Origin of the sequence: Litorivicinus lipolyticus (assembly GCF_009650135.1) — a bacterium.
Taxonomy (GTDB): domain Bacteria; phylum Pseudomonadota; class Gammaproteobacteria; order Pseudomonadales; family Litorivicinaceae; genus Litorivicinus; species Litorivicinus lipolyticus.
On sequence record NZ_CP045871.1, the window covers coordinates 1,352,750 to 1,377,119 of the forward strand.

25 protein-coding genes and 4 tRNA genes are annotated in these 24,370 nt (G+C 58.4%); 10 read left to right on the forward strand and 19 right to left on the reverse strand.

What is annotated here, in order from left to right:
* Positions 1-70: 70 nt before the first annotated feature.
* The 8 genes from clpX to cysS form a co-directional block, all read right to left on the reverse strand.
* Positions 71-1,351 carry an ATP-dependent Clp protease ATP-binding subunit ClpX gene (gene clpX, locus GH975_RS06830; protein ID WP_153713808.1) on the reverse strand — a complete coding sequence of 427 codons (1,281 nt, stop codon included), beginning with the start codon at positions 1,349-1,351 and terminating at the stop codon, positions 71-73.
* Between the two features lie 117 nt (positions 1,352-1,468).
* Positions 1,469-2,071, reverse strand: coding sequence for an ATP-dependent Clp endopeptidase proteolytic subunit ClpP (gene clpP / locus GH975_RS06835; protein ID WP_153713809.1), 603 nt, complete (start codon positions 2,069-2,071; stop codon positions 1,469-1,471).
* Between the two features lie 38 nt (positions 2,072-2,109).
* The gene (gene tig, locus GH975_RS06840) at positions 2,110-3,417 is read right to left on the reverse strand and encodes a trigger factor (RefSeq protein ID WP_153713810.1); all 1,308 of its coding nucleotides are present in this window, start codon (positions 3,415-3,417) and stop codon (positions 2,110-2,112) included.
* Positions 3,418-3,530: 113 nt separating this feature from the next.
* Positions 3,531-3,615 (reverse strand) — tRNA-Leu (locus tag GH975_RS06845).
* A 6-nt stretch (positions 3,616-3,621) separates the two neighbouring features.
* Positions 3,622-3,697 (reverse strand) — tRNA-His (locus tag GH975_RS06850).
* A 49-nt stretch (positions 3,698-3,746) separates the two neighbouring features.
* Positions 3,747-3,823 (reverse strand) — tRNA-Arg (locus GH975_RS06855).
* A 189-nt stretch (positions 3,824-4,012) separates the two neighbouring features.
* Positions 4,013-4,089 (reverse strand) — tRNA-Pro (locus GH975_RS06860).
* 45 nt (positions 4,090-4,134) lie between these two features.
* The gene (gene cysS / locus GH975_RS06865; RefSeq protein WP_153713811.1) at positions 4,135-5,490 is read right to left on the reverse strand and encodes a cysteine--tRNA ligase; all 1,356 of its coding nucleotides are present in this window, start codon (positions 5,488-5,490) and stop codon (positions 4,135-4,137) included.
* Positions 5,491-5,558: 68 nt separating this feature from the next.
* On the opposite strand from cysS, the gene GH975_RS06870 reads away from it, so the two are divergent.
* Positions 5,559-6,053, forward strand: a complete 495-nt coding sequence (locus tag GH975_RS06870; protein WP_153713812.1) for a peptidylprolyl isomerase — start codon at positions 5,559-5,561, stop codon at positions 6,051-6,053.
* Positions 6,041-6,748: a UDP-2,3-diacylglucosamine diphosphatase gene (locus GH975_RS06875; protein ID WP_153713813.1), complete on the forward strand. Its 708-nt coding sequence runs from the start codon at positions 6,041-6,043 to the stop codon at positions 6,746-6,748. The genes GH975_RS06870 and GH975_RS06875 overlap by 13 nt, the downstream gene beginning before the upstream one ends.
* On the opposite strand, the gene miaE is transcribed toward GH975_RS06875, so the two are convergent.
* Genes miaE through nfuA form a run of 3 tightly spaced genes read right to left on the reverse strand, consistent with a single transcriptional unit; the run spans position 6,745 to position 8,606 of the window.
* Positions 6,745-7,380 carry a tRNA-(ms[2]io[6]A)-hydroxylase gene (miaE, locus tag GH975_RS06880; RefSeq protein ID WP_153713814.1) on the reverse strand — a complete coding sequence of 212 codons (636 nt, stop codon included), beginning with the start codon at positions 7,378-7,380 and terminating at the stop codon, positions 6,745-6,747. The genes GH975_RS06875 and miaE overlap by 4 nt on opposite strands.
* Positions 7,381-8,001, reverse strand: coding sequence for a GNAT family N-acetyltransferase (locus GH975_RS06885; RefSeq protein ID WP_153713815.1), 621 nt, complete (start codon positions 7,999-8,001; stop codon positions 7,381-7,383). It lies immediately after the preceding gene.
* Between the two features lie 23 nt (positions 8,002-8,024).
* The gene (gene nfuA / locus GH975_RS06890; RefSeq protein WP_153713816.1) at positions 8,025-8,606 is read right to left on the reverse strand and encodes a Fe-S biogenesis protein NfuA; all 582 of its coding nucleotides are present in this window, start codon (positions 8,604-8,606) and stop codon (positions 8,025-8,027) included.
* A 63-nt stretch (positions 8,607-8,669) separates the two neighbouring features.
* On the opposite strand from nfuA, the gene GH975_RS06895 reads away from it, so the two are divergent.
* Complete coding sequence (locus tag GH975_RS06895; protein WP_153713817.1) at positions 8,670-8,852, forward strand: DUF2970 domain-containing protein; 183 nt, start codon at positions 8,670-8,672, stop codon at positions 8,850-8,852.
* Between the two features lie 163 nt (positions 8,853-9,015).
* A complete protein-coding gene (locus tag GH975_RS06900; protein ID WP_153713818.1) occupies positions 9,016-9,939 on the forward strand; it encodes an NAD(P)/FAD-dependent oxidoreductase in 924 nt (307 codons plus the stop codon).
* On the opposite strand, the gene GH975_RS06905 is transcribed toward GH975_RS06900, so the two are convergent.
* The gene (locus GH975_RS06905) at positions 9,936-10,331 is read right to left on the reverse strand and encodes a hypothetical protein (RefSeq protein WP_153713819.1); all 396 of its coding nucleotides are present in this window, start codon (positions 10,329-10,331) and stop codon (positions 9,936-9,938) included. The genes GH975_RS06900 and GH975_RS06905 overlap by 4 nt on opposite strands.
* A gap of 177 nt (positions 10,332-10,508) precedes the next feature.
* Here GH975_RS06905 and phrB point away from each other — a divergent pair, with 177 nt between their 5' ends.
* Genes phrB through GH975_RS06930 form a run of 5 tightly spaced genes read left to right on the forward strand, consistent with a single transcriptional unit; the run spans position 10,509 to position 15,630 of the window.
* A complete protein-coding gene (phrB, locus tag GH975_RS06910) occupies positions 10,509-11,918 on the forward strand; it encodes a deoxyribodipyrimidine photo-lyase (RefSeq protein ID WP_153713820.1) in 1,410 nt (469 codons plus the stop codon).
* 2 nt (positions 11,919-11,920) lie between these two features.
* Positions 11,921-13,183, forward strand: coding sequence for an NAD(P)/FAD-dependent oxidoreductase (locus tag GH975_RS06915; protein ID WP_153713821.1), 1,263 nt, complete (start codon positions 11,921-11,923; stop codon positions 13,181-13,183).
* Positions 13,119-13,865 carry a DUF1365 family protein gene (locus tag GH975_RS06920; RefSeq protein ID WP_246164694.1) on the forward strand — a complete coding sequence of 249 codons (747 nt, stop codon included), beginning with the start codon at positions 13,119-13,121 and terminating at the stop codon, positions 13,863-13,865. The genes GH975_RS06915 and GH975_RS06920 overlap by 65 nt, the downstream gene beginning before the upstream one ends.
* Positions 13,862-15,127 carry an SAM-dependent methyltransferase gene (locus GH975_RS06925; RefSeq protein ID WP_170272580.1) on the forward strand — a complete coding sequence of 422 codons (1,266 nt, stop codon included), beginning with the start codon at positions 13,862-13,864 and terminating at the stop codon, positions 15,125-15,127. Before GH975_RS06920 ends, GH975_RS06925 begins: the two co-directional genes overlap by 4 nt.
* Complete coding sequence (locus GH975_RS06930) at positions 15,127-15,630, forward strand: DUF2878 domain-containing protein (RefSeq protein WP_153713823.1); 504 nt, start codon at positions 15,127-15,129, stop codon at positions 15,628-15,630. The genes GH975_RS06925 and GH975_RS06930 overlap by 1 nt, the downstream gene beginning before the upstream one ends.
* Here the strand turns inward: GH975_RS06930 and GH975_RS06935 are convergent.
* From GH975_RS06935 to rlmKL, 7 genes are read right to left on the reverse strand one after another with little or no spacing between them, the layout of a single operon-like run.
* Positions 15,627-18,356, reverse strand: coding sequence for an ATP-binding protein (locus tag GH975_RS06935; protein ID WP_153713824.1), 2,730 nt, complete (start codon positions 18,354-18,356; stop codon positions 15,627-15,629). The two genes, GH975_RS06930 and GH975_RS06935, sit on opposite strands and share 4 nt — an antisense overlap.
* Positions 18,353-19,147, reverse strand: a complete 795-nt coding sequence (locus GH975_RS06940; protein ID WP_153713825.1) for a phosphate/phosphite/phosphonate ABC transporter substrate-binding protein — start codon at positions 19,145-19,147, stop codon at positions 18,353-18,355. The genes GH975_RS06935 and GH975_RS06940 overlap by 4 nt, the downstream gene beginning before the upstream one ends.
* Positions 19,147-19,515: a response regulator transcription factor gene (locus GH975_RS06945; RefSeq protein WP_153713826.1), complete on the reverse strand. Its 369-nt coding sequence runs from the start codon at positions 19,513-19,515 to the stop codon at positions 19,147-19,149. Before GH975_RS06945 ends, GH975_RS06940 begins: the two co-directional genes overlap by 1 nt.
* Positions 19,516-19,530: 15 nt before the next feature.
* Complete coding sequence (locus tag GH975_RS06950; protein WP_153713827.1) at positions 19,531-20,604, reverse strand: hypothetical protein; 1,074 nt, start codon at positions 20,602-20,604, stop codon at positions 19,531-19,533.
* Positions 20,605-21,729: a response regulator gene (locus GH975_RS06955; RefSeq protein ID WP_153713828.1), complete on the reverse strand. Its 1,125-nt coding sequence runs from the start codon at positions 21,727-21,729 to the stop codon at positions 20,605-20,607.
* Complete coding sequence (locus tag GH975_RS06960; RefSeq protein WP_246164695.1) at positions 21,726-21,953, reverse strand: glutaredoxin family protein; 228 nt, start codon at positions 21,951-21,953, stop codon at positions 21,726-21,728. The genes GH975_RS06955 and GH975_RS06960 overlap by 4 nt, the downstream gene beginning before the upstream one ends.
* Positions 21,935-24,019, reverse strand: a complete 2,085-nt coding sequence (rlmKL, locus tag GH975_RS06965; protein WP_170272581.1) for a bifunctional 23S rRNA (guanine(2069)-N(7))-methyltransferase RlmK/23S rRNA (guanine(2445)-N(2))-methyltransferase RlmL — start codon at positions 24,017-24,019, stop codon at positions 21,935-21,937. Before rlmKL ends, GH975_RS06960 begins: the two co-directional genes overlap by 19 nt.
* A 95-nt stretch (positions 24,020-24,114) precedes the next feature.
* On the opposite strand from rlmKL, the gene rmf reads away from it, so the two are divergent.
* The gene (gene rmf, locus GH975_RS06970) at positions 24,115-24,312 is read left to right on the forward strand and encodes a ribosome modulation factor (RefSeq protein WP_153713830.1); all 198 of its coding nucleotides are present in this window, start codon (positions 24,115-24,117) and stop codon (positions 24,310-24,312) included.
* Positions 24,313-24,370: the final 58 nt, after the last annotated feature.

The following is a 24,370-nucleotide window of genomic DNA, read 5'->3' on the forward strand; positions in this document are numbered from 1 at the left end:
TGCGGGTCAACGCGACATATTACAAGCAAAAAAAAACGCCCTTGCGGGCGTTTTCATAGAAACCAGCGGTTTAATCTTCGGCGCTGGCGACTTTGGGCTCATCCGCATGCACCACCAAGGGCGTGGCTTCGCCCAGCACCACATTGGCGTCGACCACGACTTTGGTGACGGTATCCTGGCCGGGCACGTCGTACATCACATCCAACAGGATCTGTTCCATGATCGAGCGCAGGCCACGGGCACCGGTTTTACGCTCCATGGCCTTTTTAGCCACCGCACGCAGCGCATCATCCCGCAATTCCAATTCGACGTTCTCGATCGCAAACATTTTGGTGTATTGCTTAACCAACGAGTTTTTCGGTTCCGTCAGAATCTGAACCAAAGCGTCCTCGTCCAATTCTTCCAGTGTCGCAACCACAGGCAAACGACCGACAAACTCTGGAATTAAACCAAACTTCACCAAGTCTTCCGGCTCGGTCTGGGCCAAGGTCGCCCCGACACCACGGCTGGTGTCCTTTGAATGAACATTCGCACCAAATCCAATGCCGCTCTTTTCAGATCGATCACGAATAACCTGGTCCAGGCCGGCAAAAGCACCCCCGCAAATAAACAGGATGCTGGCCGTATTGACCTGCAAAAATTCTTGCTGCGGGTGCTTGCGTCCGCCCTGCGGCGGCACCGAGGCCACCGTGCCCTCAATTAACTTGAGCAGCGCTTGCTGGACGCCTTCGCCGCTGACGTCCCGGGTAATGCTGGGGTTGTCGCTCTTGCGCGCGATCTTGTCGATCTCATCGATATAAACGATGCCCTGCTGGGCCCGTTCAACGTCGTAATCACACTTTTGCAGCAGCTTCTGAATAATGTTCTCAACGTCTTCGCCCACATAACCGGCTTCGGTCAAGGTGGTCGCATCCGCCATAGTAAACGGCACGTTCAACGAGCGCGCCAAGGTTTCCGCCAATAAGGTCTTGCCTGAACCGGTCGGCCCAATCAGCAAAATGTTGGACTTGCCCAGCTCGACGTCGTCCTTGGCAGTTTCACCATGACGCAGACGCTTGTAGTGGTTATAAACCGCCACAGCCAAGACTCGCTTGGCCTTTTCCTGGCCAATCACGTACTCGTCCAGCGTCGACTTCAACTCGGCCGGGACTGGCAGGCGCTCAGAGTCACCGTCCATCGCTTCCGACTGGATTTCTTCGCGAATAATGTCGTTGCAAAGGTCAACGCACTCGTCACAAATAAATACCGATGGGCCCGCAATCAGCTTGCGCACTTCGTTTTGGCTCTTACCACAGAATGAGCAGTAAAGAACCTTATCGTCGCCCTCGTGGGTTTTGCTGTCGTCAGCCACTTGCGATGTCTCCGCGTAAATGTCGTATCGATGAAGTAAAGATAGCGCTTAGAATAGAAAAAGGGCAACCGAGATTGCCCTTTGGTGGCGGCCTGTTACCGCCGACCTGGTTCCTAATTATGAACGACGGTCCAAGACTTGGTCAGCCAAGCCATAGGCCACTGCTTCCTCGGCACTCATAAAGAAGTCACGTTCCAAGTCCGCCTGGATTTTATCCAAAGGCTGCCCGGTGTGCTTCGCGTACAAGTGGTTCAGGGTATCCTTCGTGCGCTGCATTTCCAACGCTTGGATCTGAACGTCTGTCGCCTGCCCTTGGCTGCCGCCGCTGGGCTGGTGAACCATTGTGCGGCTTTGCGGCAACACATAACGCTTGCCCGCTGCACCGGCCATGGCCAAAAACGACCCCATTGAACAAGCCTGACCCAACACCATGGTGCTGACGTCGGGCTTGATGAACTGCATGGTGTCATAAATCGACAATCCGGCGGTCACCACACCGCCGGGAGAGTTGATGTAGAGGTGAATATCCTTGTCAGGATTTTCGCTCTCTAGGAACAACATCTGAGCGACCACCAGGTTGGCCATTTGGTCTTCGACCGGCCCGACCATAAAAATTACGCGCTCTTTAAGTAAGCGCGAATAAATGTCAAACGAACGCTCGCCGCGGGCGGTCTGTTCGATGACCATGGGCACTAGGCCCAAACTTGTGATGTCGCTCATATTACCTCTAGTCTCTGCGTGTACGTAGTTGCAGTGACTTAGGCTTGTGCCTGCCCTGCAACCGCTTCCTCATAGGATAGCTTTGTTTGGGTCACTTTGGCTTGATTGCAAATGCCTTCAGCCGTCATTTCTTCCAGTACCATGGTCTCAACCTGGCGCAGCGCCTCTTCGTTGCCGTAGTAGTACTCGACCACTTGGGTGCCGTCTTCATACGCGCTGGCGATGCGATCAATGGCTACCTTGACCCGGTCAGCGTCGGCTTTGAGTTCATTTTGACGAGCCCATTCACCCACCAACACACCCAACTTAACGCGACGGTTCGCTTCTTCTTCGAAGGGTGCGTCCGGCAGTGTGTGCGGATCGATTTGGCCCTTGCCAAAACGCTCAGCAGCTTGGTGCTTCAAGCTGTGAATTTCGCTTGAAACGGCAGCCTTAGGAACTTCGATGTCATTGGCGTTAAGCAATGCGTCAAATGCCGCCTTTTTGTTGCGGTTAGTGATCGCTTGATCCAGCTCACGCTGCATGTTGACCTTGAGCTCGCCCTTGAATTTCTCCAAGTCGCCGTCCTCAACACCAAAGGACTTAACGAAGTCTTCGTCAACCTTAGGCAAGTCAGCACGCTCCAACAGCTGGACCGTGATCTTGAACACCGCGGCTTTACCTTTTAGATTTTCAGCCTGGTAGTCATCGGGGAAGTTGACGTCGATGTCTTTCTCTTCGCCTTTCTTCATGCCGATGATGCCGTCTTCGAAGCCGGGGATCATTTGACCCGAACCGATTTCCAGGGTCTGGCCTTCAGCGCTGCCGCCGTCGAACAGTTCGCCATCAATGCTGCCGACGAAGTCGATGGTGACACGGTCGCCAGCCTTAACGGCGGCACGCGCGCTCTCACGCCATTCTTTCTTTTGGCTGCGCAGGTTTTCGATCATGCCGTTGACGTCTTTGGCGGCAACGCTTGATTCAGCCTGCTCAACGTCAACCGCTGATAGGTCAGCCAATTCAACATCCGGGAAGACTTCAATGACGGCAACGAACGACAGGTCGCCGCCTTCGGGCATGTCAACGGGCTCAATGGTCGGCTGACCGACTGGGCGCAGGTTCTCTTGGGTAACCGCTTGATAAAAGCCGCGTTCAATCACTTCACCCATGACTTCCTGACGAATGCTCGCGCCGAAACGCTTGCGCACTTCTTTCATCGGGACTTTGCCGGGACGGAATCCATCAATGCGCGCGCGCTTTGATGTTTCTACGAGTTTGGCTTCAACCTGTGTATCAACATCCGCCGCGGGGACTGTGATGGTGAGGCGGCGCTCCAGGGCGCTGGTGTTTTCGACGTTGACTTGCACTGTTATTTGCTCCTACGCGTACTTTATTAAATTCATATGAATTTTGAAGGCGCGAAGGATAGAGTTTGGGGGGGCTTACTTCAAGCATTTGTTGCGATTTGGGGAAGAAGATATGGTGCGGACGGAGAGACTCGAACTCTCACACCTTTCGATACTAGAACCTAAATCTAGCGTGTCTACCAATTCCACCACGTCCGCAGGAAATGGGGTGGATGATGGGGCTCGAACCCACGACAACCGGAATCACAATCCGGGACTCTACCAACTGAGCTACACCCACCACTGCTGTTGAGACAACAACTACTTTTCACACGCTGCTTGCCGGGGCGTGGCACGCCCGGCAGGACTTGAACCTGCAACCCTCGGCTTAGAAGGCCGATGCTCTATCCGGTTGAGCTACGAGCGCTCCGTGTTTAAGCGGGGCGAAATATAACGGCGAGTTCGGGCTTTGTCTAGCGAATTGTGGCCCCAATTTAGATCGAACGGACGAATTGCTCTGACAAGCCCATCGACATCGACGAGACCGCATTAAAAGCGTTTTGAATAAGGACAAGAAGAACCAAGAACGGCGGCGCCAGTAGCACCCAAGAAAAGTTGGTCGGAGCAGAGGGATTCGAACCCCCGACCCTCTGCTCCCAAAGCAGATGCGCTACCAGGCTGCGCTATGCTCCGACGCGGGCCGCACTTTACGACCCTTCGCTAAAAACCACAAGGGATTTATACACGATTCCAGCGCGTGCCCTCTCGGCTGTCCTCGATCTCGATGCCAGCGGCCAACAAATCGGCACGAATTTTGTCAGCCAAGGCGAAGTCACGGTCGCGTTTTGCCTGCGTGCGGGCGGCGACCTGGGCCTCAATGCTGGCGTCATCTAATGACGATGCCGAGGGCTTGGCACTGAATGCGGCTGGGTCTTGGGCAAACAGTCCCAGCACTGAACCCACGGACTTCAAGAAGCCCGCGGCGGCCTCGGCGCGGTCACCGGTATTAATTCGCTTGCAGGCCTCGTGAATCAGCGCAATCACGCCGGGCACGTTGAAGTCGTCATCCATCAGCGCGGTAAAGCGCGCACTTAGGTCGGAACAGGGATCGCCGACCGCAGCCCCGCGCAAGCACCGGTAAATACGCGTTAACGATTCGGCGGCGGCGTCAAGGCCTTGGTCGCTGTAGTTAATGTGCCCGCGGTAATGGGTTCCCAGCAGGAACCAACGCACGACCTCGGCGTCATAACGTTTGAACACATCGCGAATGGTGAAAAAGTTGCCCAGCGACTTGGACATTTTTTCATTGTCGACCCGGACCGCACCGGCATGCATCCAATACCCTGCATACGGCTTACACGTGGCCGCCTCGGACTGGGCGATCTCGTTTTCGTGATGCGGAAACTTCAGATCCGGACCACCGCCGTGAATATCAAAGCTCTCGCCCAAGCACGTCATGCTCATAGCGCTGCATTCAATGTGCCAACCCGGACGCCCCTCGCCCCAGGGAGACGACCAGGCATGCTCGCCCGGCTTAGCCATTTTCCAGAGCACAAAATCAGCCGCTGATTCCTTGTCGTTCGCGACATCGACACGTGCTCCGGCCAACATCTCGTCCAGCTTACGGTTATTCAGCTTGCCGTAGTCCTTAAAGGCGGCAACACGAAAATAGACATCGCCGCCAGCGCCCTGGTAGGCCGCACCCTCGCCTTGGAGTCTCTCGATCAGCGCAATGATGTCGCCAATGTGATCGGTCGCGCGCGGCTCCATGTCCGGCGGCAAACAACCCAGTTGCTCCAGATCCTGGTGCATGGCGTCGATAAATTGCTGGGTTAGGGCGTCAAATGGAAGACCGCGCTCGGCGGCACGGGCAAAGATCTTGTCGTCGACATCAGTGATGTTGCGGACATAGGTCAGCGGATAGCCCTGAGCGCGTAGGTAGCGGGTAATGACGTCAAAGGCGACCATCACGCGGGCGTGCCCAATGTGGCAAAAGTCGTACACGGTAATGCCGCACAGATACAGCCCGACGCGCGACGGATCAAGGGGTTGGAACGGACGCTTCTGACCCGTCAAGGTATCGAATATTTTCATGCAGGCTCTGCGGTTAGCGGTAAAAGCGCGTATGATAGCGCCAAAATTCACCCTCCGGAGCTTTTTGAATGATTCAGCTAACCACGAACTACGGCGTTATTTCGATTGAACTGGCCGAAGACAAGGTCCCTGCGACCTGCGCCAACTTTAAATCCTACGTGGAAAGCGGCTTCTTTGACGGCACGCTGTTTCACCGTGTGATCCCAGGCTTCATGGTTCAGGGCGGCGGCTTTGACCTGAACTTTGAACAAAAAGAAACCCAGGACCAAATCGAGAACGAAGCGTCACGCGGCCTAAAGAACACCCGCGGCACGCTGGCCATGGCCCGTACGATGGAACCGCACAGCGCGACCAGCCAGTTCTTTATTAACGTGGTCGACAATGAATTCCTGGACCACACCTCCGAAACCATGCAGGGCTGGGGTTACTGCGCGTTTGCCACGGTCACCGATGGCATGGACGTGGTCGACAAGATCGTTGGCGTTGAAACCGGTCGTCGCGGACCCCACGCGGACGTTCCGAGTGAAGACGTCATCATCGAAAAAGCCGAGTGGATCGCCTAATCGACCTCGTTGTTTCCGACCTTCATTTAGGTCAAGCGCCCTGCCCGATCAGCCGCAATTTTCTGGCACTGCTGGACAGCGTACAGGGGCAAGTGGCGCACTTGGTCATCGCCGGCGACTTGTTTGAAGCCTGGTTAGGTGATGACCTTGCCAACGCGTTCGAGCACCAAATCGCCGCCGCCATCGCCGCGGTCGGCGCCGACCAGACCTCTTTCCTACCGGGCAACCGGGATTTTTTGATCGCGGATGACTGGGCACGCCGTGCTGACCTGACCATTCGTGATCAGGTCGACCTCACCGTTAGCACATGCCCCACGCTGATCACTCACGGTGACGAGCTGTGCCTGGATGACGAGGCCTATCAAGCCTGGCGCCGGACCTGCCGCAACCCCGAGTGGCAATCCGCTTTCAAAGCCCAAAGCGCAGACCAGCGAGTCGCCTTTGCCGCGCAAGCACGAGCGCAAAGCCAAGCCCGCGGAGGCCAGCAAGAATCCGTCATTGCCGATGTCGCACAACGCGCCCTCGGACCGGGCAATCGCATTCACGGACACACACACCGCCCTGCCATTCACCGCAACGGTGCCACGCGAGTGGTAATCGGCGACTGGCGGCCACAAGCCTGGGTATTTGTGAATGATGAACGCCCCCACCTGGGACTGTGGGACCATGGCTGGCAGGCCCGAATAGACCTTTAGCCCACAAACGGGCCCGAGTGAAACCTGAATTCGCTGTCCGGCGACTCGATTAAATCGCGCTCGATCGCGCGCAAATCATCCAACCGCACACGAACCTGCTCCTCGCCGACGCGGTCGACCGCCAAAGCCAGGTAATCTTCGAAATGTCGACCCTCGGCTCGCAGCAATGATCGGTAGTACTTGGCGAGCTCCGAGTCAAAGCCCTCGATACGCGGGGCCAGGACGTGAAAACGCTCGCACGACCGCGCTTCGACTAGCGCTCCAACCAGCAACGTGTCGACCAGTCGCTGTGGCTCGTGTTTCGAACACACGGCCCGCAATCCGGCCGCGTAGCGTGCCGCAGTGACCTCTTCGTAGGCGACCCCGCGCGCTTGCATCAAACCACACACCTGCTCGAAATGGAGCAGTTCTTCGCGCGCCAACTGGGACATTTTCTGCAATAAATCAGGCTGATCCGTGTAGCGCCAGATCAAACTCATGGCGGTCGCCGCCGCCTTCTTCTCGCAATTGGCGTGATCGATCAACAGCAACTTAATATTGTCCGGGTGGGCCGCATGATCCAACCAAGCCTGCGGTGTTGGGCACGGCAGGAAGGCATCGATGGCCGCAATAATCTTGTCGTCTTTGGTCACTTAGGTCGCTCGGTAAAATAGGGTCTCGAGGGTGCCGTCGAAAGTCATCTCGCCGACTGGCTGAAAGCCTAATCCACGATAAAACTCGGCGGCGGTTGCGGCGCCACTGCCGAGGGCAATGCCGTCAGCTGCTTGCATGCGCTGCACGCGCTGCCAGACATCGTTGAGTAGCCCGCTTCCGACACCGGCACCGCGGTAATCGTCCAACACGCCAACCAGTGGTAGGTAACACCACTGGGCTTTCGGCATTGCCGCTCGCAATTGATCCTGGTAAGCCAGGTAGCGCTTGGCGCTGCGAATGCCCAGGGTCAACGCCAGCCCAATACGGGCACGCCGGGAGGCATTCAGGGCGCCTTGATGGCCGGGTTCGCACAACAAAGCCGCACCAACCAAGCGACCCTCAATTCGCGCTCCGACGATGGCTTGGCGTTCGCTCATGTGCTGCAAGCAGTACTCGCGCACAAAGGCGCGCAACCGTTGCTCGTAACCGCTGCGATTGCTATCGAACAACGCTTGAAATGTTCGTTCGCTACGGTACGCATCGACCAACACAGACTTAACCTCGGTCAACTGATCGCTGGTCAGCAGCTCAAATTCCGCTGCACCCGTGGCTAAGTCCATGCCGCTCTCCCGTTCGATTGCATTTAGCTGTAGTACGCGTTGCTCCGATCACTGTGGTCGGTGACGTCGCGCACGCCTTTCAATTCCGGGATCTGTTCAAGCAGCGTTCGCTCGACCCCATCTTTTAGTGTCATGTCGACCGCTGAACAGCCCTGGCACCCGCCGCCAAATTGAAGGATCGCAATCGGGTCGTCGGTCAATTCGATCAAGCTCACTTCACCACCATGAGCGGCAAGGCCAGGATTGATCTCGGCCTGCAATACATAGCTGATGCGTTCCGCCAAGGGTGAGTCGGGGTCAACCTTGGGCATTTTGGCGTTCGGCGCCTTGATCGACAACTGGCCGCCCAAACGATCAGCCTGGTAATCAATGCGCGCGTCGTCCAAAAACGGCAGGCTGGCCGCCTCGATCCAGGCGCTGAAGCCCTCGTACGGGAACTCTTGATCGTCGGGCTTTTGTTCACCAGGGCGGCAGTAGGCCAAACAAGTTTCGGCATACGGCGTACCGGGGCGTGACACGAAAATTCGGACACCCGTACCGTCGCTGTCCTGCTTGTCCAGCAAACCACGCAAATATTCTTGGCCGCTAGGCGTAATTTCAATCATGTTTGGCTCCCATCGTTATGGCGCCTATGATGACGTCGAAACCGGCATTATCAAGGACGGACGATGAAAAAGTGGCTACGGGCATTGATGAGCGTTGCGGCGGCCGCGTTTGGCGTTCAAAGCAACAAAAACCGCGAGCATGACTTTGCCAACCTCCCAGCCGGCGTGGTGATCGCCGCGGGTTTGATTTTCACCGTGCTGTTTGTTCTGACGCTCGCGGCCATCGTGTCTTGGGTGATGCCCTAGTTATTGGCTGGCGACCCAAAATAAGGCACCGGCCACGGCTGCACATACCAACCCGATAATCGCAACGGTATCGGCGGTATGGTCTTTACTGGACGAATCTGACATTTGCTGCCCCTCCTGTTATTTTTATACGACATCACATTATTAGAGCAATTTGCAGCCTATGACCACCCCACAGGTCGCCATCATCGGCGCCGGCATCGCCGGCCTTGCGTGTGCACATGCACTACGCCAACACGGCATTGAATCGATCATCTACGAAAAATCCCGCGGCCCCGGTGGCCGCATCAGCAGCAAACGCACTGACAACAGCAGTGTTGACCTGGGCGCGCAATACTTCACCGCACGCGATCCGGGTTTTGCAGCGCTGGCGTTACAAGCCGAGCAAGCCGGCGCGCTCGCACGTTGGGAACCGAACTTGGCGATGATTGATGACGCCGGCATTCAGGCGTCGCCCGATACACAAACGCGCTGGGTTGGGGCGCCGCGCATGGGGGCGTTTGCTCACTATCTGGCGCGCGACCTGCGGATTGAGCCGGCAACCCGCATCGGCGAGCACCGCAGTTTGACCGAGCTACGAGCCCAGTTCACGTCGGTGGTCATCGCAACCCCGGCCGACCAGGCCCGAGCATTACTGCCGGACCTAAAGGTACCGGCCCAGGCGCCCTGCTGGGCCGTCTGGATTGATATCGACCGCGACCAGCCGTTTGACGCAGCCTTTGTTAAAACCGGGCCGCTACGCTGGATCGCCAACGACGCCAGCAAACCGGGCCGGGCAACGCGGCGGCGCTGGGTGTTGCATGCCACGCCGTCGTGGAGCGATACCAACTTGGAGTTAAGCGCCGAGCAGGTGCTGTTAAAGTTGACCGAGGCGGCCGGGGGCTTGTTGCCCAACGCCTTTAGGGTGGAGGACGGCCACGCCCATCGCTGGCGCTACGCACGCCCATGGGACGACCAAACCGCGATGGCTGATGCCTGCATCGACGCGGGCGACCACCTGTGGGTGGCCGGTGACTATTGCATGGGTGGGCGCGTTGAAGGGGCTTGGCTGAGCGGCGTTGCCGCCGCCCAACGGATTATGCGTTAGCCGCCAAAGATGCGGCGGCGGTCCGGGTTTGATCGCGCGAACAGCACCAGCGCAATCGCCGCGCTGACCAGTTCGTAACCTAACAACAACAAGGTGTTCATCGAGGCGGAGTCGGACTGCATGGCCAGTAAACGCGTAGCCGCCAGCAGGCCGTATAGCGACGCGAGCTGAATCAAATAAGCCCGTAAGTTCGAGCCCATGGCCCCGCTTAAAAAGTGCACGCCTAAAAACACCCAGGTTCCGCCGATCGCAACTTTCAATTCGATCCGACCGGCGCCCTCGGCGCTTACACCCAATATCGACCAGTCGCTTAAGAACGCACACAACAGCCCAACCGCCAGCGCGATCAAGCCTTGAACACCCAAAAACAACCGAGTTAACACCGCCGCCACTCACCTTTTTGCATATTGATCAGAACGTTACGCCACTTTTTTAACACAGCAACCAAATTAACACCAAAACCCGTTGAGTCGCCGCGCCTTGGCCCCACTAATTCGGTATGCTAACGCGGGCACATGGATGGTGCCCGCCACTCACTTCTACGGACGCTTGATTTTAAGGCAACCCACATGCCCCACCTTGTTTGGCTTCGGCGCGATCTGCGCGTGACTGACAACCCGGCACTGTCCGCGGCCTGCGCCAACACCGGCGACGTCATCACCTGCGTCGGCCTGCCGGACGCTCAATGGCAAAGCCATGACCTCGGGGCGCCGGCACGCAACCTATACCAACGGCGACTGACACCGTTAACGGCTGACTTGTGCGCACTCAACATCCCGCTGTTGATGCTGGACGGGGCAACCTTTGCTGACCAGGTGAATGGCTTGCAGGCCCTATGTAAACACCATGGCATAACCGCGGTCTACGTCAATCGCGAGTACGAATTCAACGAGCGCGCACGCGATCGCGCCGTCGACCAAGCCTTGGCGGCATGTAGCATCCAAGTGCACTGGTTTGACGACCAATGTTTGGTGCCGCCCCAGACCTTAAAAACCGGTCAGGGTGGCCCCTACAGCGTATTCACCCCGTACCGGCGACGCTGGGAGGCGAGCCTGCGCGAGGAGTTCAACGCGCCCTTATCCGCACCGGCGCGCCGGCCAGCATTAACCCTGGCCCCGGCACGCCTGACCGCTCCCGACGATCCATTAGCGGCGCTGTGGCCGGTCGATAACGACAGCATTCAAACCCGTTTAGAACGCTTCGTGGCGCGCCCGTTGGACCGTTACCAAACCGACCGCGATCTGCCGGCGCTGGAAGGCACCAGCTCGCTGTCCCCCTATCTTGCCATCGGTGCGATCAGCGCCCGCCAGGTACTGCATGCTGTACTGCAGGCAGCTCCGCATGCGCTGGACGGTGCCAGTGACGCCAACACCTTTGTCAGTGAGCTGGCATGGCGAGACTTCTACAAGAACCTGTTAGTCGAAGCGCCGCGGGTAAGTCGTGCCCGCCCCTTCAAAGTCACCACCGAAACACTGCCCTGGAATCCTCCGGGCGAGGCCTTTGAGCGCTGGTGTCAGGGCCAAACCGGGGTTCCTCTGGTGGACGCGGCCATGCGTCAACTCAACACCACCGGCTGGATGCATAATCGCTGTCGTATGGTCGTAGCGATGTTTTTGACCAAAAACCTGTTTATCGATTGGCGCCACGGCGAACGCTACTTTATGCAGCGCCTGGTCGATGCCGACTTGGCGGCGAACAACGGCGGTTGGCAGTGGTCCGCCTCGACCGGGACCGATGCGGCACCGTATTTTCGGATCATGAACCCGGTCAGTCAAAGCCAGCGGTTCGACAAAAACGGCGATTACATCCGCCGCTGGGTTCCTGAACTTGCGGCCCAGGACGCGAAAACGATTCATGCACCCTTTGACGCCAAGGCACACCCGATCGGGCTCAAGTACCCGAAACCGATGGTCGATCTAAAACGCTCTCGGCAACAAGCGATTGATACCTTTAAAGCACACCAACAGGACAGCGCATAAGCATGGCTCGATTGGCAATTATAGGCGCCGGCATCACCGGCTTGGGCGCGGCCCGCGAGCTGCACGACCGAGGACACGACGTTCAGGTGTTTGAAGCGGACTCACGAATTGGCGGCCACACGCATACGGTCAAGGTCACGCTAGATGGGCGCGAACGGGCGATCGATACCGGTTTCATTGTGTATAACGAACGCACCTATCCCAATTTCATCGCCTTGCTTGACCGCCTCGGCATCCAGCGCCAGGCCACCACCATGGGCTTTAGCGTGACGGATGAAGGCGGTGACTTTGAGTACGCCGGCACCAACCTGGCCACCTTAGCGCCGAGTTGGAAACTCAAATTTTCACTCAGCCACTGGCGCATGATCCGCGACATTGTGCGCTTCAATCGCCGGGTCAAAGCCGACCTCAAGGCCGACCAAATAGAGCCCGCGTTGACGCTGGGCGACTACCTGGCGCGGCATCGTTTTTCCGAGGCCTTCGTGCAACGTTACCTACTGCCGATGGGTGCGGCTATTTGGTCGACGCCGGAAAGCAACATGCGCGAATTCGAAGCGTTGTTTTTCGCGCGTTTTTTCTACAACCATGGGCTGCTGGAAATCCAAGACCGGCCTCAGTGGTTCACCCTGATTGGCGGCTCCCAAGCCTACCTTGAACCCCTGACCGCCCCCTTTGCTGACAACATTCGCTGCGCCGCTGCAGTCGCACGGGTGACAACGTCGGGCGAGTGCGTCGGCGTCGAGTTGGCCAATGGCGAGTCATTTGAATTTGACGGAGTCGTGATGGCCTGTCACAGCAACCAAACCGCGCGACTATTGAGCGATCCGACACCCGCGCAGGCGGCGTTATTGAATGCGGTCCCGTATTTAGGCAACGAGGTCGTCATGCACACCGACGCCAGTTTGATGCCGGCCCACCGATCGTGCTGGGCGGCGTGGAACTATATGCTGCAATCCAAACACCCAGAGCAACCGTTACTGACCTACTACATGAACGAGTTGATGTGCCTGGATGACCCGGTTGATTTTTTCGTCACGGTTAACCCAGAATGCCGTATTGATCCCGCCAAAGTGCTGTCAACGCACCACTACGCGCACCCCCAATTCAGCCCCGAGTCGCCCGCTGCACAGGCGCAACTGGCAGCCACCAACGCAGGACAGCGTGTGGTCCTGGCCGGCGCATGGGCGCGCAACGGCTTTCATGAAGACGGCTATACCACCGGCCTCGAGGCCGCCGCCGCGCTGGACGCTAGCGTTCGTGGCTGACGTTCGATTAAACGGGCGCCTATTCCACCGGCGCTTGCGGCCGATAGGACACAGCTTTGGCTATCCGTTGTGGATGGCGTCGCACGAACTAGGCGCCGGCGACCCACCCCGTGGCATACGCAATCGTCGCCACCTGGACACCAGCAACCGCAACCTGCGCGACAAAGTACAGGCATTGGCCACCGCCCATGGACTGCCAAAGCCCGATTCGATCACACTGTTAGCCCAGCCCAGTGTGCTTGGCATCGGATTCAACCCGCTCTCGGTCTTTTACCTCAGTCACGCCGGGCAACCGCTTGCGTTGTTGCTGGAAGTACGCAACACCCCGTGGCGCGAGCGCGAGGTCTATGTGATACCGGCGAACGGTCGAACGGTACGCCACCGCTGGCAAAAAACCTTTCACGTGTCACCGTTCAACCCCAGCGGTCAATCCTATGATCTGCACGCGCGTTGGCCAGATGACGGGCGTTTCGCGTTGGACCTGTCCTTGCGCGATGACGCTGGTGTACTGTTCCGAGCGGGTTTTCGGCTCGCCCCACTCGTCCAGCTGCGCCTCGTCGATCGTGTCGGCCAGGCCCTGATGCCGCTGATCACCTTGGGCGGCATTTATTATCAAGCGCTGCGCCTGTGGTTGCGCGGCCTACCCTTTCAGCCCTACCCGAAGGAGTTAAAAAAAGGATGACTACATCCGTTCATAAACTCGCGCCGATGGCCCAAACCGGCTCGCTGATTGAGCGTCGCTGCCGCAAGGCTTGCTTTGCCTTGTTGAACAAGCTTGAGCATGGGCTGCTGGAAATTGAAGAAGGCCAACACATCCACCGCTTCGGCCGCGATGACGATCCAGAGTTACGCGTCAAGGTGCATGTTTTGGACCCCAGCGCCTGGGCTGACTTGGCGCTGCGCGGCGCCATTGGCGCGGGTGAGGCCTACATGCACAGCGTGATCGAAGTCGACGATCTGACGCGCCTGACGCGGGTATTCGTACGCAACGTCGAGGTGCTTGATCAGCTCGACGGCGGCCTCGCCAAGCTGCTCGGCAGTACCCTGCGTGCGGTGCATTGGTTCAACCGCAACAACCGCGAAGGGGCGCGCCGCAACATCCGCGCCCATTACGACTTGGGCAACGATCTGTTCGAAGCATTTTTGGACCCGACCATGATGTACTCCAGCGGCGTTTACCCCAGCGCCGACGCCCCGCTGGAAACTGCTGCGGTCCACAAACTGGATTTGATCTGCCAAAAACTGGGGCTGCAACCGGGCATGCGCGTGATCGAGATCGGCACCGGCTGGGGCGGCATGGCGATCCACGCGGCCAAACACTACGGCGTCCATGTGACCACCACTACCATCAGTGACGCCCAGTATGATTTGGCTCAGGCCCGCGTGACGGCCGAAGGACTGGACGATCAAATCACCCTGTTGAAACAGGACTATCGTGACCTGACCGGCACCTATGACCGGCTGGTCAGCGTCGAGATGATCGAGGCGGTGGGTCACCAATACCTGGATACATTTTTCGCCAAGTGCCGCAGCCTGCTGAAGCCCGACGGCCTGATGCTGATACAGGCCATCACCATTGTCGATCATCGCTACGACCAAGCGCTGCAAGGGGTCGACTTTATTCAAAAGTACATATTCCCCGGCGGTTTCGTGCCCAGCGTCAGCGCGATGATGAAATCGGTTGGCGCGGTCACCGATTTGCGGCTGGTTGATCTGCAGGACTATGCCGGTCACTACGCGCAAACACTGGCGCACTGGCGACAGCGCTTTGATGACGCTCGCGATCACGTCGACGGGCTCGGTTACGACGAGCGTTTCCAGCGTATGTGGCGGTTTTACCTGTCGTACTGCGAAGGTGGCTTTGCGGAACGTCAATTGGGCCTGGGTCAATTGCTGTTAGCGGCGCCGCGCTCGTCGGCTCAATCACCAGCCAGCCCCCTTTGATGCCAAGTTTCAGCCGCGCGCAGCTGTACAACCTGGTGGGTTTCAATCTGTTGTGGTTGTTGTTGATCACCCAGCGCAGCCCCTGGGCTGATGGCGTGGGACTGGCATGGATTGGCGCGCACTTCGTTTGGTTTGCCCACCCCGGCGAGCCGCGACGGGTGGCACTGGTGATGCTGACCGGAGTCGTTATTGACGGACTGTTACGGCGGGCGGGGGTGTTTCAATTTAGCGAAAATGCGCCGTGGTTACCGGCTTGGCTGATGCTGATGTGGGGCTGCTATGCGACCACGCTGGAACACTCGCTGCGCTGGCTGGTCCGTCAAACTCGGCTGGCAATTGTGCTGGGCTGCGTCGCCGGACCCCTAAGCTATGCCGCTGGCATGCGCCTGGGTGCCGTCGAATTCCCGATGGGGCTGTGGACCACCCTGGTGCTACTGAGTGTTATCTGGGCCACCCTGATGGGCAGCCTGTCTTGGTTGTACCGGCGCAACGGCTGGGTTTAACTGGCGATCACTAGGCTGCTGGCGTCTGCCGGCAACCACAGCGTCACCCGCGTGCCTTCGTTCAGAGTCGATTCGATGGCAACGCTGCCACCGTGCAAGTCCATAATTTCCTTGACCACCGACATACCGAGACCGGTACCTGGGATATTACAGCTCGGATCCGCCCGGAAGAACCGATCGAATACCCGATCGACCGCGTCCGGCGACATGCCCATCCCGGAGTCCTGGACCCATACGCCAACCCGACCGCCATCAACATCCACGCCGACATCGACGTCCCCACCACCGGGCGAGTACTTAAACGCGTTCGAGATGATGTTGTTGAGCGCCTGGGCCAATTTGCTGTCGTCATAGGCCACGGACGGCAGCTCACCGTCCACATTCCAGTTAATCTTGCGCGGGTCGCCGACGTTCACAAAGCTGGCGCACAGGTCGTTAACGAAGGTCGACAAATCACCTGGGGTAATTTCAAAGTCCTTGCCGGCCCGCGCCTCGATCCGCGCCAAATCGAGCAGCTCATCGATCAGCTTGGTCAAGCGCGAGGCTTGCTTGTGGATCGTGCCCAGCAAGTCATCGCGGGTTTCTTTGTCGTAATCAACGCTCATTAGCAATTCAGAGAAACCATAAACACTGGCCAAAGGCGTGCGCAGCTCATGTGCCGCGGTCGACAGAAATTCCGATTTCATGCGATCGACTTCGGCTTGGTGCGTCACGTCACGGAAGTACATCACCCGACCCAAACTGCGTCCGTCTTCGTCGCTCATCGTGCGGGCGCTGATTTCAACAATGCGCGGCGCCGGCTTAAGCAGGCTAATACGATAGACTTGGCCGTCTTTGAGGCTGTCAAGGTGGGTATGCCAATCGTCGGATTGACCGATCATGCGGTGACTCAAACTGCCGATCGTTTGACTGGCGACTTCCGACGCTCGTACTCCGATCAGGCGACTGAAGGCGGGGTTGGCGTAACCAACCTGGCCGATACCATCAAAGGCGACAAAACCGTCTCCGGACAGGCTCAAAATGCCATCAAGTTGTTGCGAGTGCGCGCGCAAGGCTTCTTGGGCTTCGCGTTTTTCGGTGACATCACGGACCACCGCGGTAAACAGCTCCTCGCCCTCGCTTTCCATCACGCTCAAGGACATTTCAATCGGCACGTCCGCACCGGACAACCGTCGGCCCACCGTGCTGATGACGCCGCTCGAATCACTCAGCGCCATTACTTGGGTCACGCCACGGCTCAGAGAGGCTCGTAGTTGCGGCTCCAATAGCTCGCCAAACCAGAGCCCGATTAGTTGTTCGCTGGGCAGCCCAAACACCTCACCGGCGGCGGTGTTCGCGCTTGACACCACGCCGTTCGCGGTCAAGGTCATGATCGCATCACTGGCCGACTCTAGGATCGAACGGATCTTGTTTTCGTTTTCACGCAGCTGCGTTTCCGCTTCCAATCGTGCGGTCACGTTGTCCCGGGCTTCAACCAATTGAGAGCAGGTTGTGATCAAAGGTTGCAGGAAGCTTTCAAGGTTTTCGGAGTAGGGTTCGCTGTTGCGGAAAACCCCAAAGGTGGCGACGACTTGGCCTTTGTGAATCAACGGTACCAACGCCATGTAGCGGTATTCATCCGCCAGCGGGGATTCCCCGAGGCAGTCAACGATGGCCGCGCGCCCCGTCAGGTAACGGCCACTGGATTCGAACCCAATCCCCATGTCCTCAACCGAGCCCTGCCAGTTAAACCACCAGTCCCCGTTTTCCAGACGGTCGCGGACCCAGCTGACCTGTTCGTGATTGCCGGAGCGCGAAAAACCGGCCACAACTTTGAGGCTAGCGCCGCTTTGCGCGACCCCCTCGGCTTGGGCAATAAAGCCCGCCTCGGACAGGGTAATATCGAGCAAGTCCTGGACCAACGCCGAGTTATAAACCGCCTCAATCGGGTTCAAAATAACGTTCAGCTGAACAACGTTCAGCAGGTTTGACATCTGGTTATAGGCTTCGACTTGACGCGTGCGTTCGATCAAGTCGGATTCTTTTGAGCGGGCCTCATCCAGCGCGGCATCTCGCTGCCCGGCCTCGGTTCGCAGTAGCTCGGCCATGTTATTAAACTGGCGCGCCAAATCCGAAAACTCATCGTTGCCCGTATCGACCACGACCGTACTCAGGTCGCCCTGCCCCAAGCGCTGCGCGGCACGAGTCAGTCGCTGGGCACGCGTTGATAACCAACTGCCTAACGCGAAACTAAAAATTGCCGACAGCACAATGCCGACACCTGCCAAGCCAGCAAAACGCCAGCCTGCCGCGGTGACTTCGGCACGACCTGCTGCCAAACTGAGGCCCAACGCCAAATCGCCAAAACGCTGCCCGCCGGCTGACACCGACACCATGGTGTCCAAAATATCATCCGAGGCGTCTGCCCAGCCTGATTCTTGAGTACCCGCTTGGTCCGTCAAATCGCCACTGAATGACAGCCAGCGATCGTTCAAGCGAACCCCGGCGTACACGATATCCGTGTCCAGCGTTAACGCTGACAATATGTCGTCGACACTGGCCAGGTCACTGGATATCAACGCATCAACCAACACGCCGCGCATCATGATTTGAGTCGCCTCGGCGCGGCGAACAAACTCGGAGCTGACGCTTTCGCGCATCGCATTGATCGAGGTGTAGCCGAGGATAAATAGCAAAACAACCTCGATCGCGGCGATGCCAAGCACCGTCCTAAACCGCAGGGTCATGGTGTCGCGATGGCCTTTAAATCAAGCGCACGCACATCATTCCAGTCTGCATCCTCGGCAGCCACGAACGCATTAATTTTTAACGGGTCCAAGACCTCGCGATCGACCAATTCCGTGACTGCGCGCTGGACGCGCCCGATCACCTCAGGATCAACCTGCGGGGCCGCTGCGATTGCATGCGGCGTGTAAGCCGCGGTGGTGTGCAGCACCCGCAACAGCGAACGGGTGTCGGCGTCAACCGCAGCCAAGGTCCGACCGATACCGCCGCCCGCTGGCATCAACCCGGCGCTGACCGCACGGTAAACGCTGTCGTGGGACAGGGTATAGCGCGGTATAAAGGTGACACCTGCGGCCGTCAGCTCGGCACCGGTAATCAAGGTCGCGGCAAAGGCGGCCGGTGCTGGAAACGCAACCACGCCGCCGTCGAGCTGGCCTAATTCCGTGATGTCGCTGTCTTTGGCCACCACGATCACGCCGCGAATACCTTGGCCGTCCCGATGCGCCATGGCTTGGTAACCGGGATTTTCGTTAAATACCGTGAAGTGGTAAGGGTTCATGTAGGCAAAATGGAAAGCCCCCTTGGCAAGCTCCTGCTCAAAGGTCGGGATGTCGCGCGACGTTTTCAGCTGGATCTCCAGCCCGGTTTCCGCTGCCAGATGGCTCACCAGAGGACCCCACAACGTGGCCGTTCGGATCGCTGACTGCTGAGGCACCACACCGAAATACAGGGGCTCTGCCCACGCCGACAGGGCCAACCAAACCCCCAGGCCGACCGCCACAATCGAGCGCATTATGCGGTTAACTCGCGAACCGTTTGAATTAACTGCAACGGTGAAAATGGTTTGACCAAGTATTTGTCCGCACCCACACGATCGCCCTCTTCCAAGTCACTGGCCTGACCGCGCGCGGTTAACAGCACCACCGCCAGCCCCTGGTACTTTTCATCCGACTTCAACAGTTGGCACAGCTGATAGCCGTCCATCTCGCCGGGCATCATGACGTCCAGCAGTAAGATGTCGGGGCGAAAGGCATTGACCTTCTCCAGTCCCTGAGTGGCGTCTTCCGCTTCCTGGACCTCGTAATCACCCATTTTCAAGGTCATCGTGATCAACTTTCGCAGCTCTGGTTGGTCGTCAACGACCAATACACGTTTTGTCACTTAGGTTCAGTCCTATTATGATTTTCGGCGCGACACCGCTTCCATAAGCATAGCCATGTCACGGGCATATTGCTCAGCTTGTTCCAAGGCAGTCTTGGCACGGGTTTCAGCACAGGCGTTCATACCCTGGCCGGTGGGTATTTCGACAATGTACTCGACCCCGAGTGCACTGGATTTAAACTTAAAATTGCCGCCAATTCGCTTTAGCACGGCGTAGGCCAGATTCAGACGCACCCGGTCGACACTGACGCTGCCATCGACTGCGATCAGCGGTCGTTCGTCCAGTACACTGAGGTCAACGCCGCGTTGACCAATACCGCCGACGACGCGAAATACAAGGTTAAGCATGTACGGCATTTGGCGCGCGACGATCCGCACATCGGTGTTTTCAGCCGCATGCGCTACCACGTCGCCGAGCAGCCCACGCAGGGCCGCCTCGACCCAGTAACTGGGGCCATACATGGCGCCAAGTGGTTTTTCACCGGTACTCAAATCGACCCGGACACCGCGGCTGGCGACGTCATCCGTCGACACGCCTTCAATCAAGGCCGGCAACAGTTCAGAAAAAACAATGCGCTCTTCGGCATCCAAGGATTCGTGGCCGTACAGACGGGCCAAATCCAACACCGCCGGCATCAAGGCTATCGACTGGGTCGCCGGCGCCAACCACTGGTTGACCAACGCCAGGACCTCGGGGTCCTGGATCGCCGAGGTCTTCAACGCCTGTGCCGATGCCGCCAGCGTTTTCAACGGGGCTTGAAACTCACGGTTCAACATCGACAGCAGGTTATCGCGCAACACCAGGTAATCACGGCTAACACCGGCCCCGGTCAGCTTGAAAAAGTGTTCGCCGTTGACGGTCATCAGCTCAAGGATTCGGACACCTTGACTGTCACTGATGATCTTGAGGCAGGCCGGGCCGTCCAAGCCACCGCCAAACAGCCCGGCCAAGTGGCCGAGGCCGCCCCAATCGCGGATGTTTAGCTCGCCAAACGCACGCGCGGCTGGGTTTACCGCCACCACCGACCGTGCACGCCATTCAAACAGCGGCTCCGAAACCATCAACGCCCATTGCGCACTTGTTGCCACTTAAGATTCCTGCAGGTTGCTGAGCGCGTCGGGTGCAGTGGTCGCTGGGATACCCAAGCGGAGACTAAAACCCTGTCGCGCGTCAATCGACAAAGCGATACTGATATTACTATCGGCAAGAACCCGGGCGACTTTAGCTAGACCCACACCGGCTGTGTTGTCGCCACCTGAATTAGCCACAACCCCCAACCGAAACAACTGCTCAGGTTGATACTGCCAGACCGGTGAAATTCTAGGATGTTGCGTGCGCAGGGTTAAGCACACTTCGTGACCTCGGTGGGTTGCACTGGCCAGCAGTCGCGCCTCGTGAACCGCCACGGGACGGTCAAAGCGCAGGGCGTTGGCAACCAGTTCAGTCAAGGCACAATCCAGCCGCGCCGCATCAATACTGACCTCGACATCCGAATCAACCTCAGCCGACCAGTGCAAGGTCGGACCGGCCAGTGCCGACAAGCGCGCGCTAACCACCCCCCAGGGCTTTGGCTCAGCGTCGTAGCCGGCGTCGATCTCGACCCAACTGGCCAGGTGATCCAGCTGAGCCTGTATCGCGTCCGCGTGCTGTGCCGCCAAGCCCTTCAACAGCCGCACCGCCGGCAAATCAGCCCGGTCAGCCGCCTGCTGGCCGCTGCCCAAGCCTTTCAGCTCGACCAAAGCCGGCTCCAGCTGTGAGCGCAGGGCCGTTAACTGGGCATCAATGCTCTGTTGAGCGCGTTTGCGCTCGTTGCGCAGCTGAACCCGGCGTGTCGCCGAATCAATAACGCCGCCCAACAGGGCGCGGGTCAAAATTTCCTTGGGCAAGAAATGTTGCGCACCATCGCCACGCAGGTCATCCACGCGCTGCGGCAACGACAACTCAGAGACGATCACGACAATCGGATTGCCCCAGCGCCCCTCTCGAGCACTGCGTAATACTTCGCTGCCATCGCCGTCCGGCAGACGTAAATCCAGCAGCACCAAGTCCGGCTTGACCGCTTGCCACTGCTGGATGCCTTCATCGACCGAGGCCGCCTCGTGGAATATCACCTGGCGTTCCTGGCTCAGCATCCAGCTGATCTTGAAGCGGTCATCGGGATTATCGTCGACCAGCAACACCACCGGCACTGCCTGTGCAGGCAGGCCTATCATGACATCAACCAGGCCTGAACCTGGTTCGGGTCAAACGGCCAACCCAGCTCGCGTTCGCCAACGCGAATAACCGGGATACGTACCCCGTAGGCCGCCATCAAATCGCTGGACGTGGCGATATCGACCGCGCTGTAGGCCAGCCCTACATGGTCCAGAACCGCCATCGCCAACTCGCACAGATGACAGTCCTGGGTGTGATATAGCGTTACTTCGTCAACAGCCAACTTTTGTGCCCCGATCGGTGGCTAGGCGGACAATCCTGATCGCGTGTGCGCTCGGTAAAGGGCACCACCTCAGACCAGGCCGGCTCCAGTTCTTTGGGTAGCTTGAACCCTTTGGCATTGTTTGAAAACAAGCATTGCCCTCCAGGTCGTAGCACCCGGTGGACCTCTGCCAACAGCGACGCTGCATCTTTTTTTAGGTCCAGCACGGTGTCCGTGCGTGCGGAATTGGAAAACGTTGGCGGATCGAGCAAGACCATGTCGTAAATGGCCGGTGGCGCGTTATAAATCCACTCAACCACGTCCGCTTGGATCAAGGGGTGCTGCTCCTTGGCTAACTTATTCATGCGGAAATTCTGCTCGGCCCAACGCGTGTAACGCGGCGACAGGTCAACACTGGCGACCTTGCGGGCGCCGGCCAGCGCCATCCGAACGCTGGCGGTGGCGGTGTAGCTGAACAAGTTCAGGCAATCCTTGCCGCTGGCGTTTTGGGCCAACCACCGGCGCGCACCACGGTGATCCAAAAACACACCGGTATCGTTATAGCGGGTCAGGTTGACGCGCAATCGCGCGCCCTCTTCACTGATTTCCATCCAATCGTCATCTTCACCACGCTCGTAGTCACCTCCGCGCGCGCGGGTCTTAAAGACGATGTCCGATTCGGCCATCTCGAAGACCTGGGCGACGGTGCACAACATTTGCTCGCGTCGACGCCGCGCCACCACCGGATCGATTTGCTTGGGTGGTTCATACTCGGCGACATGAATGCGGTCGCCGTATAAATCAATCACAAATGAATATTCAGGAATATCGGCGTCATAAATCCGATAGGCCTCAATGCCCTGACGATTCGCCCACTTCCGCAAATGCTTATAACGCTTGGTCAAGCGCGCCGCCAAATCCGGCGACGGTTCGATGGTCTTAACAGGTTGCCCAGCCGTTGCCGGCCCGATGTCATAATGGTGCAGGTGTAACTTGTCGACGCCGGCGGAAATCGCATTGCGCCGCCCAACTCGAAGCCCGGTGGCTTGGGCCAGTTCACGACGATCCGTCAGTAGCGCCAAACGCGCCCCCGGCCAATGGGCCTTCATGGTCTTGCCCAAGGTCTCGTAAAGGTGCTCGATGTCATCGGTACGCAGGCGTTTACCCCAGGGTGGGTTGGTCAACACCAACCACTCATCCGGGCGCTCGACATCCGGTAACTCTTCGATGCTGGCAACGTCAAACTTGACCCACGGCGTCAGCCCCATGTCATCCGCCTGCTTGCGGCACAGCTGGATAAAGGCGGGATCAATGTCACGGCCCCACAGTCGTGGTTCACGCGGGGGCTCACGGCGTTTTTTGACGGCGCGGGCGCGGGCCGCGGCCATCGCATCAGGCTTATAGCGCAACCAGTGCTCGGCCGAGTTCTCGCGGTACAGCCCGGGCGCTTGGCCCGACGCGATCAACGCCGCTTCAATAATCAAGGTGCCGCTGCCACAAAACGGATCCATTAACGGCGTCTCCGGCGTCCAGCGAGCGCGTTCCAGCAGCGCCGCACCGAGGCCTTCGCGCAGCGTCGCCGGGTGTCCGGGCGCACGGTATCCGCGGCGATCCAGTGGCTCACCGGCCAAGTTCAAGCCGACCGTGGCGCGGCCACGGTTAAAGCGAACTTCGACGCGGTTCGGTTCATCAGAGCCCGAATTGGGGCGGTCATCGAACTTGTCGCGGAACTGATCAACAATCGCGTCTTTGACGATGACGGCCGGGTAACGGCGATCGCGAATCCATTCCGCGGACCCAAACACGTCAACCCGAAAGCCAGGCACCAGCGGCAGGTGACGCGTCCAATCCACACGCTGGGTCAAGCGGTAAAGGTCTTCATCACCCTCGACCGGCCCTTCCGCCAGCGGCAATATAATCCGTGAGGTGTGACGTAACCACAGCAGCAAGTCATACAACTTGGCCGGGTCTTCGATATGAACACGCACTTCACCCGGTGTTACGTGCTCGACGTCACACCCCAACTGGGCACTTTGTTGCGCTACTAAGTCTTCGAGGCCACCGGGGGCCGACAAGATCAATTTCATTGTGCTAATTTCCTTATGTGGTCGTGCAAATGACCACGTGCCTGACCCGTTTGGTCGGGTCGGCATCCGAATCGCTCTACAGAGAGGTCTACAGGATGAAAAGACAAAAGAGAGACGTTCACCGACGCGCCTACCTTAAAGGCTATCAAGCTGGCATCGCTGGTAAATCCCGCGATGACTGCCCTGCCTCCAATCGACCCGATTGGCTGGGCGGTTGGCGCGACGGACGAACGGATTTCTGGGACGGTAGAATCGGCGTTTCTGGAATACAAACCAATCCCATGATGGCATGACCCCCGCCACCCATGGATGCGGCCTCGCGTAGGCCCGGCATCACGAGGCCCGCCACAA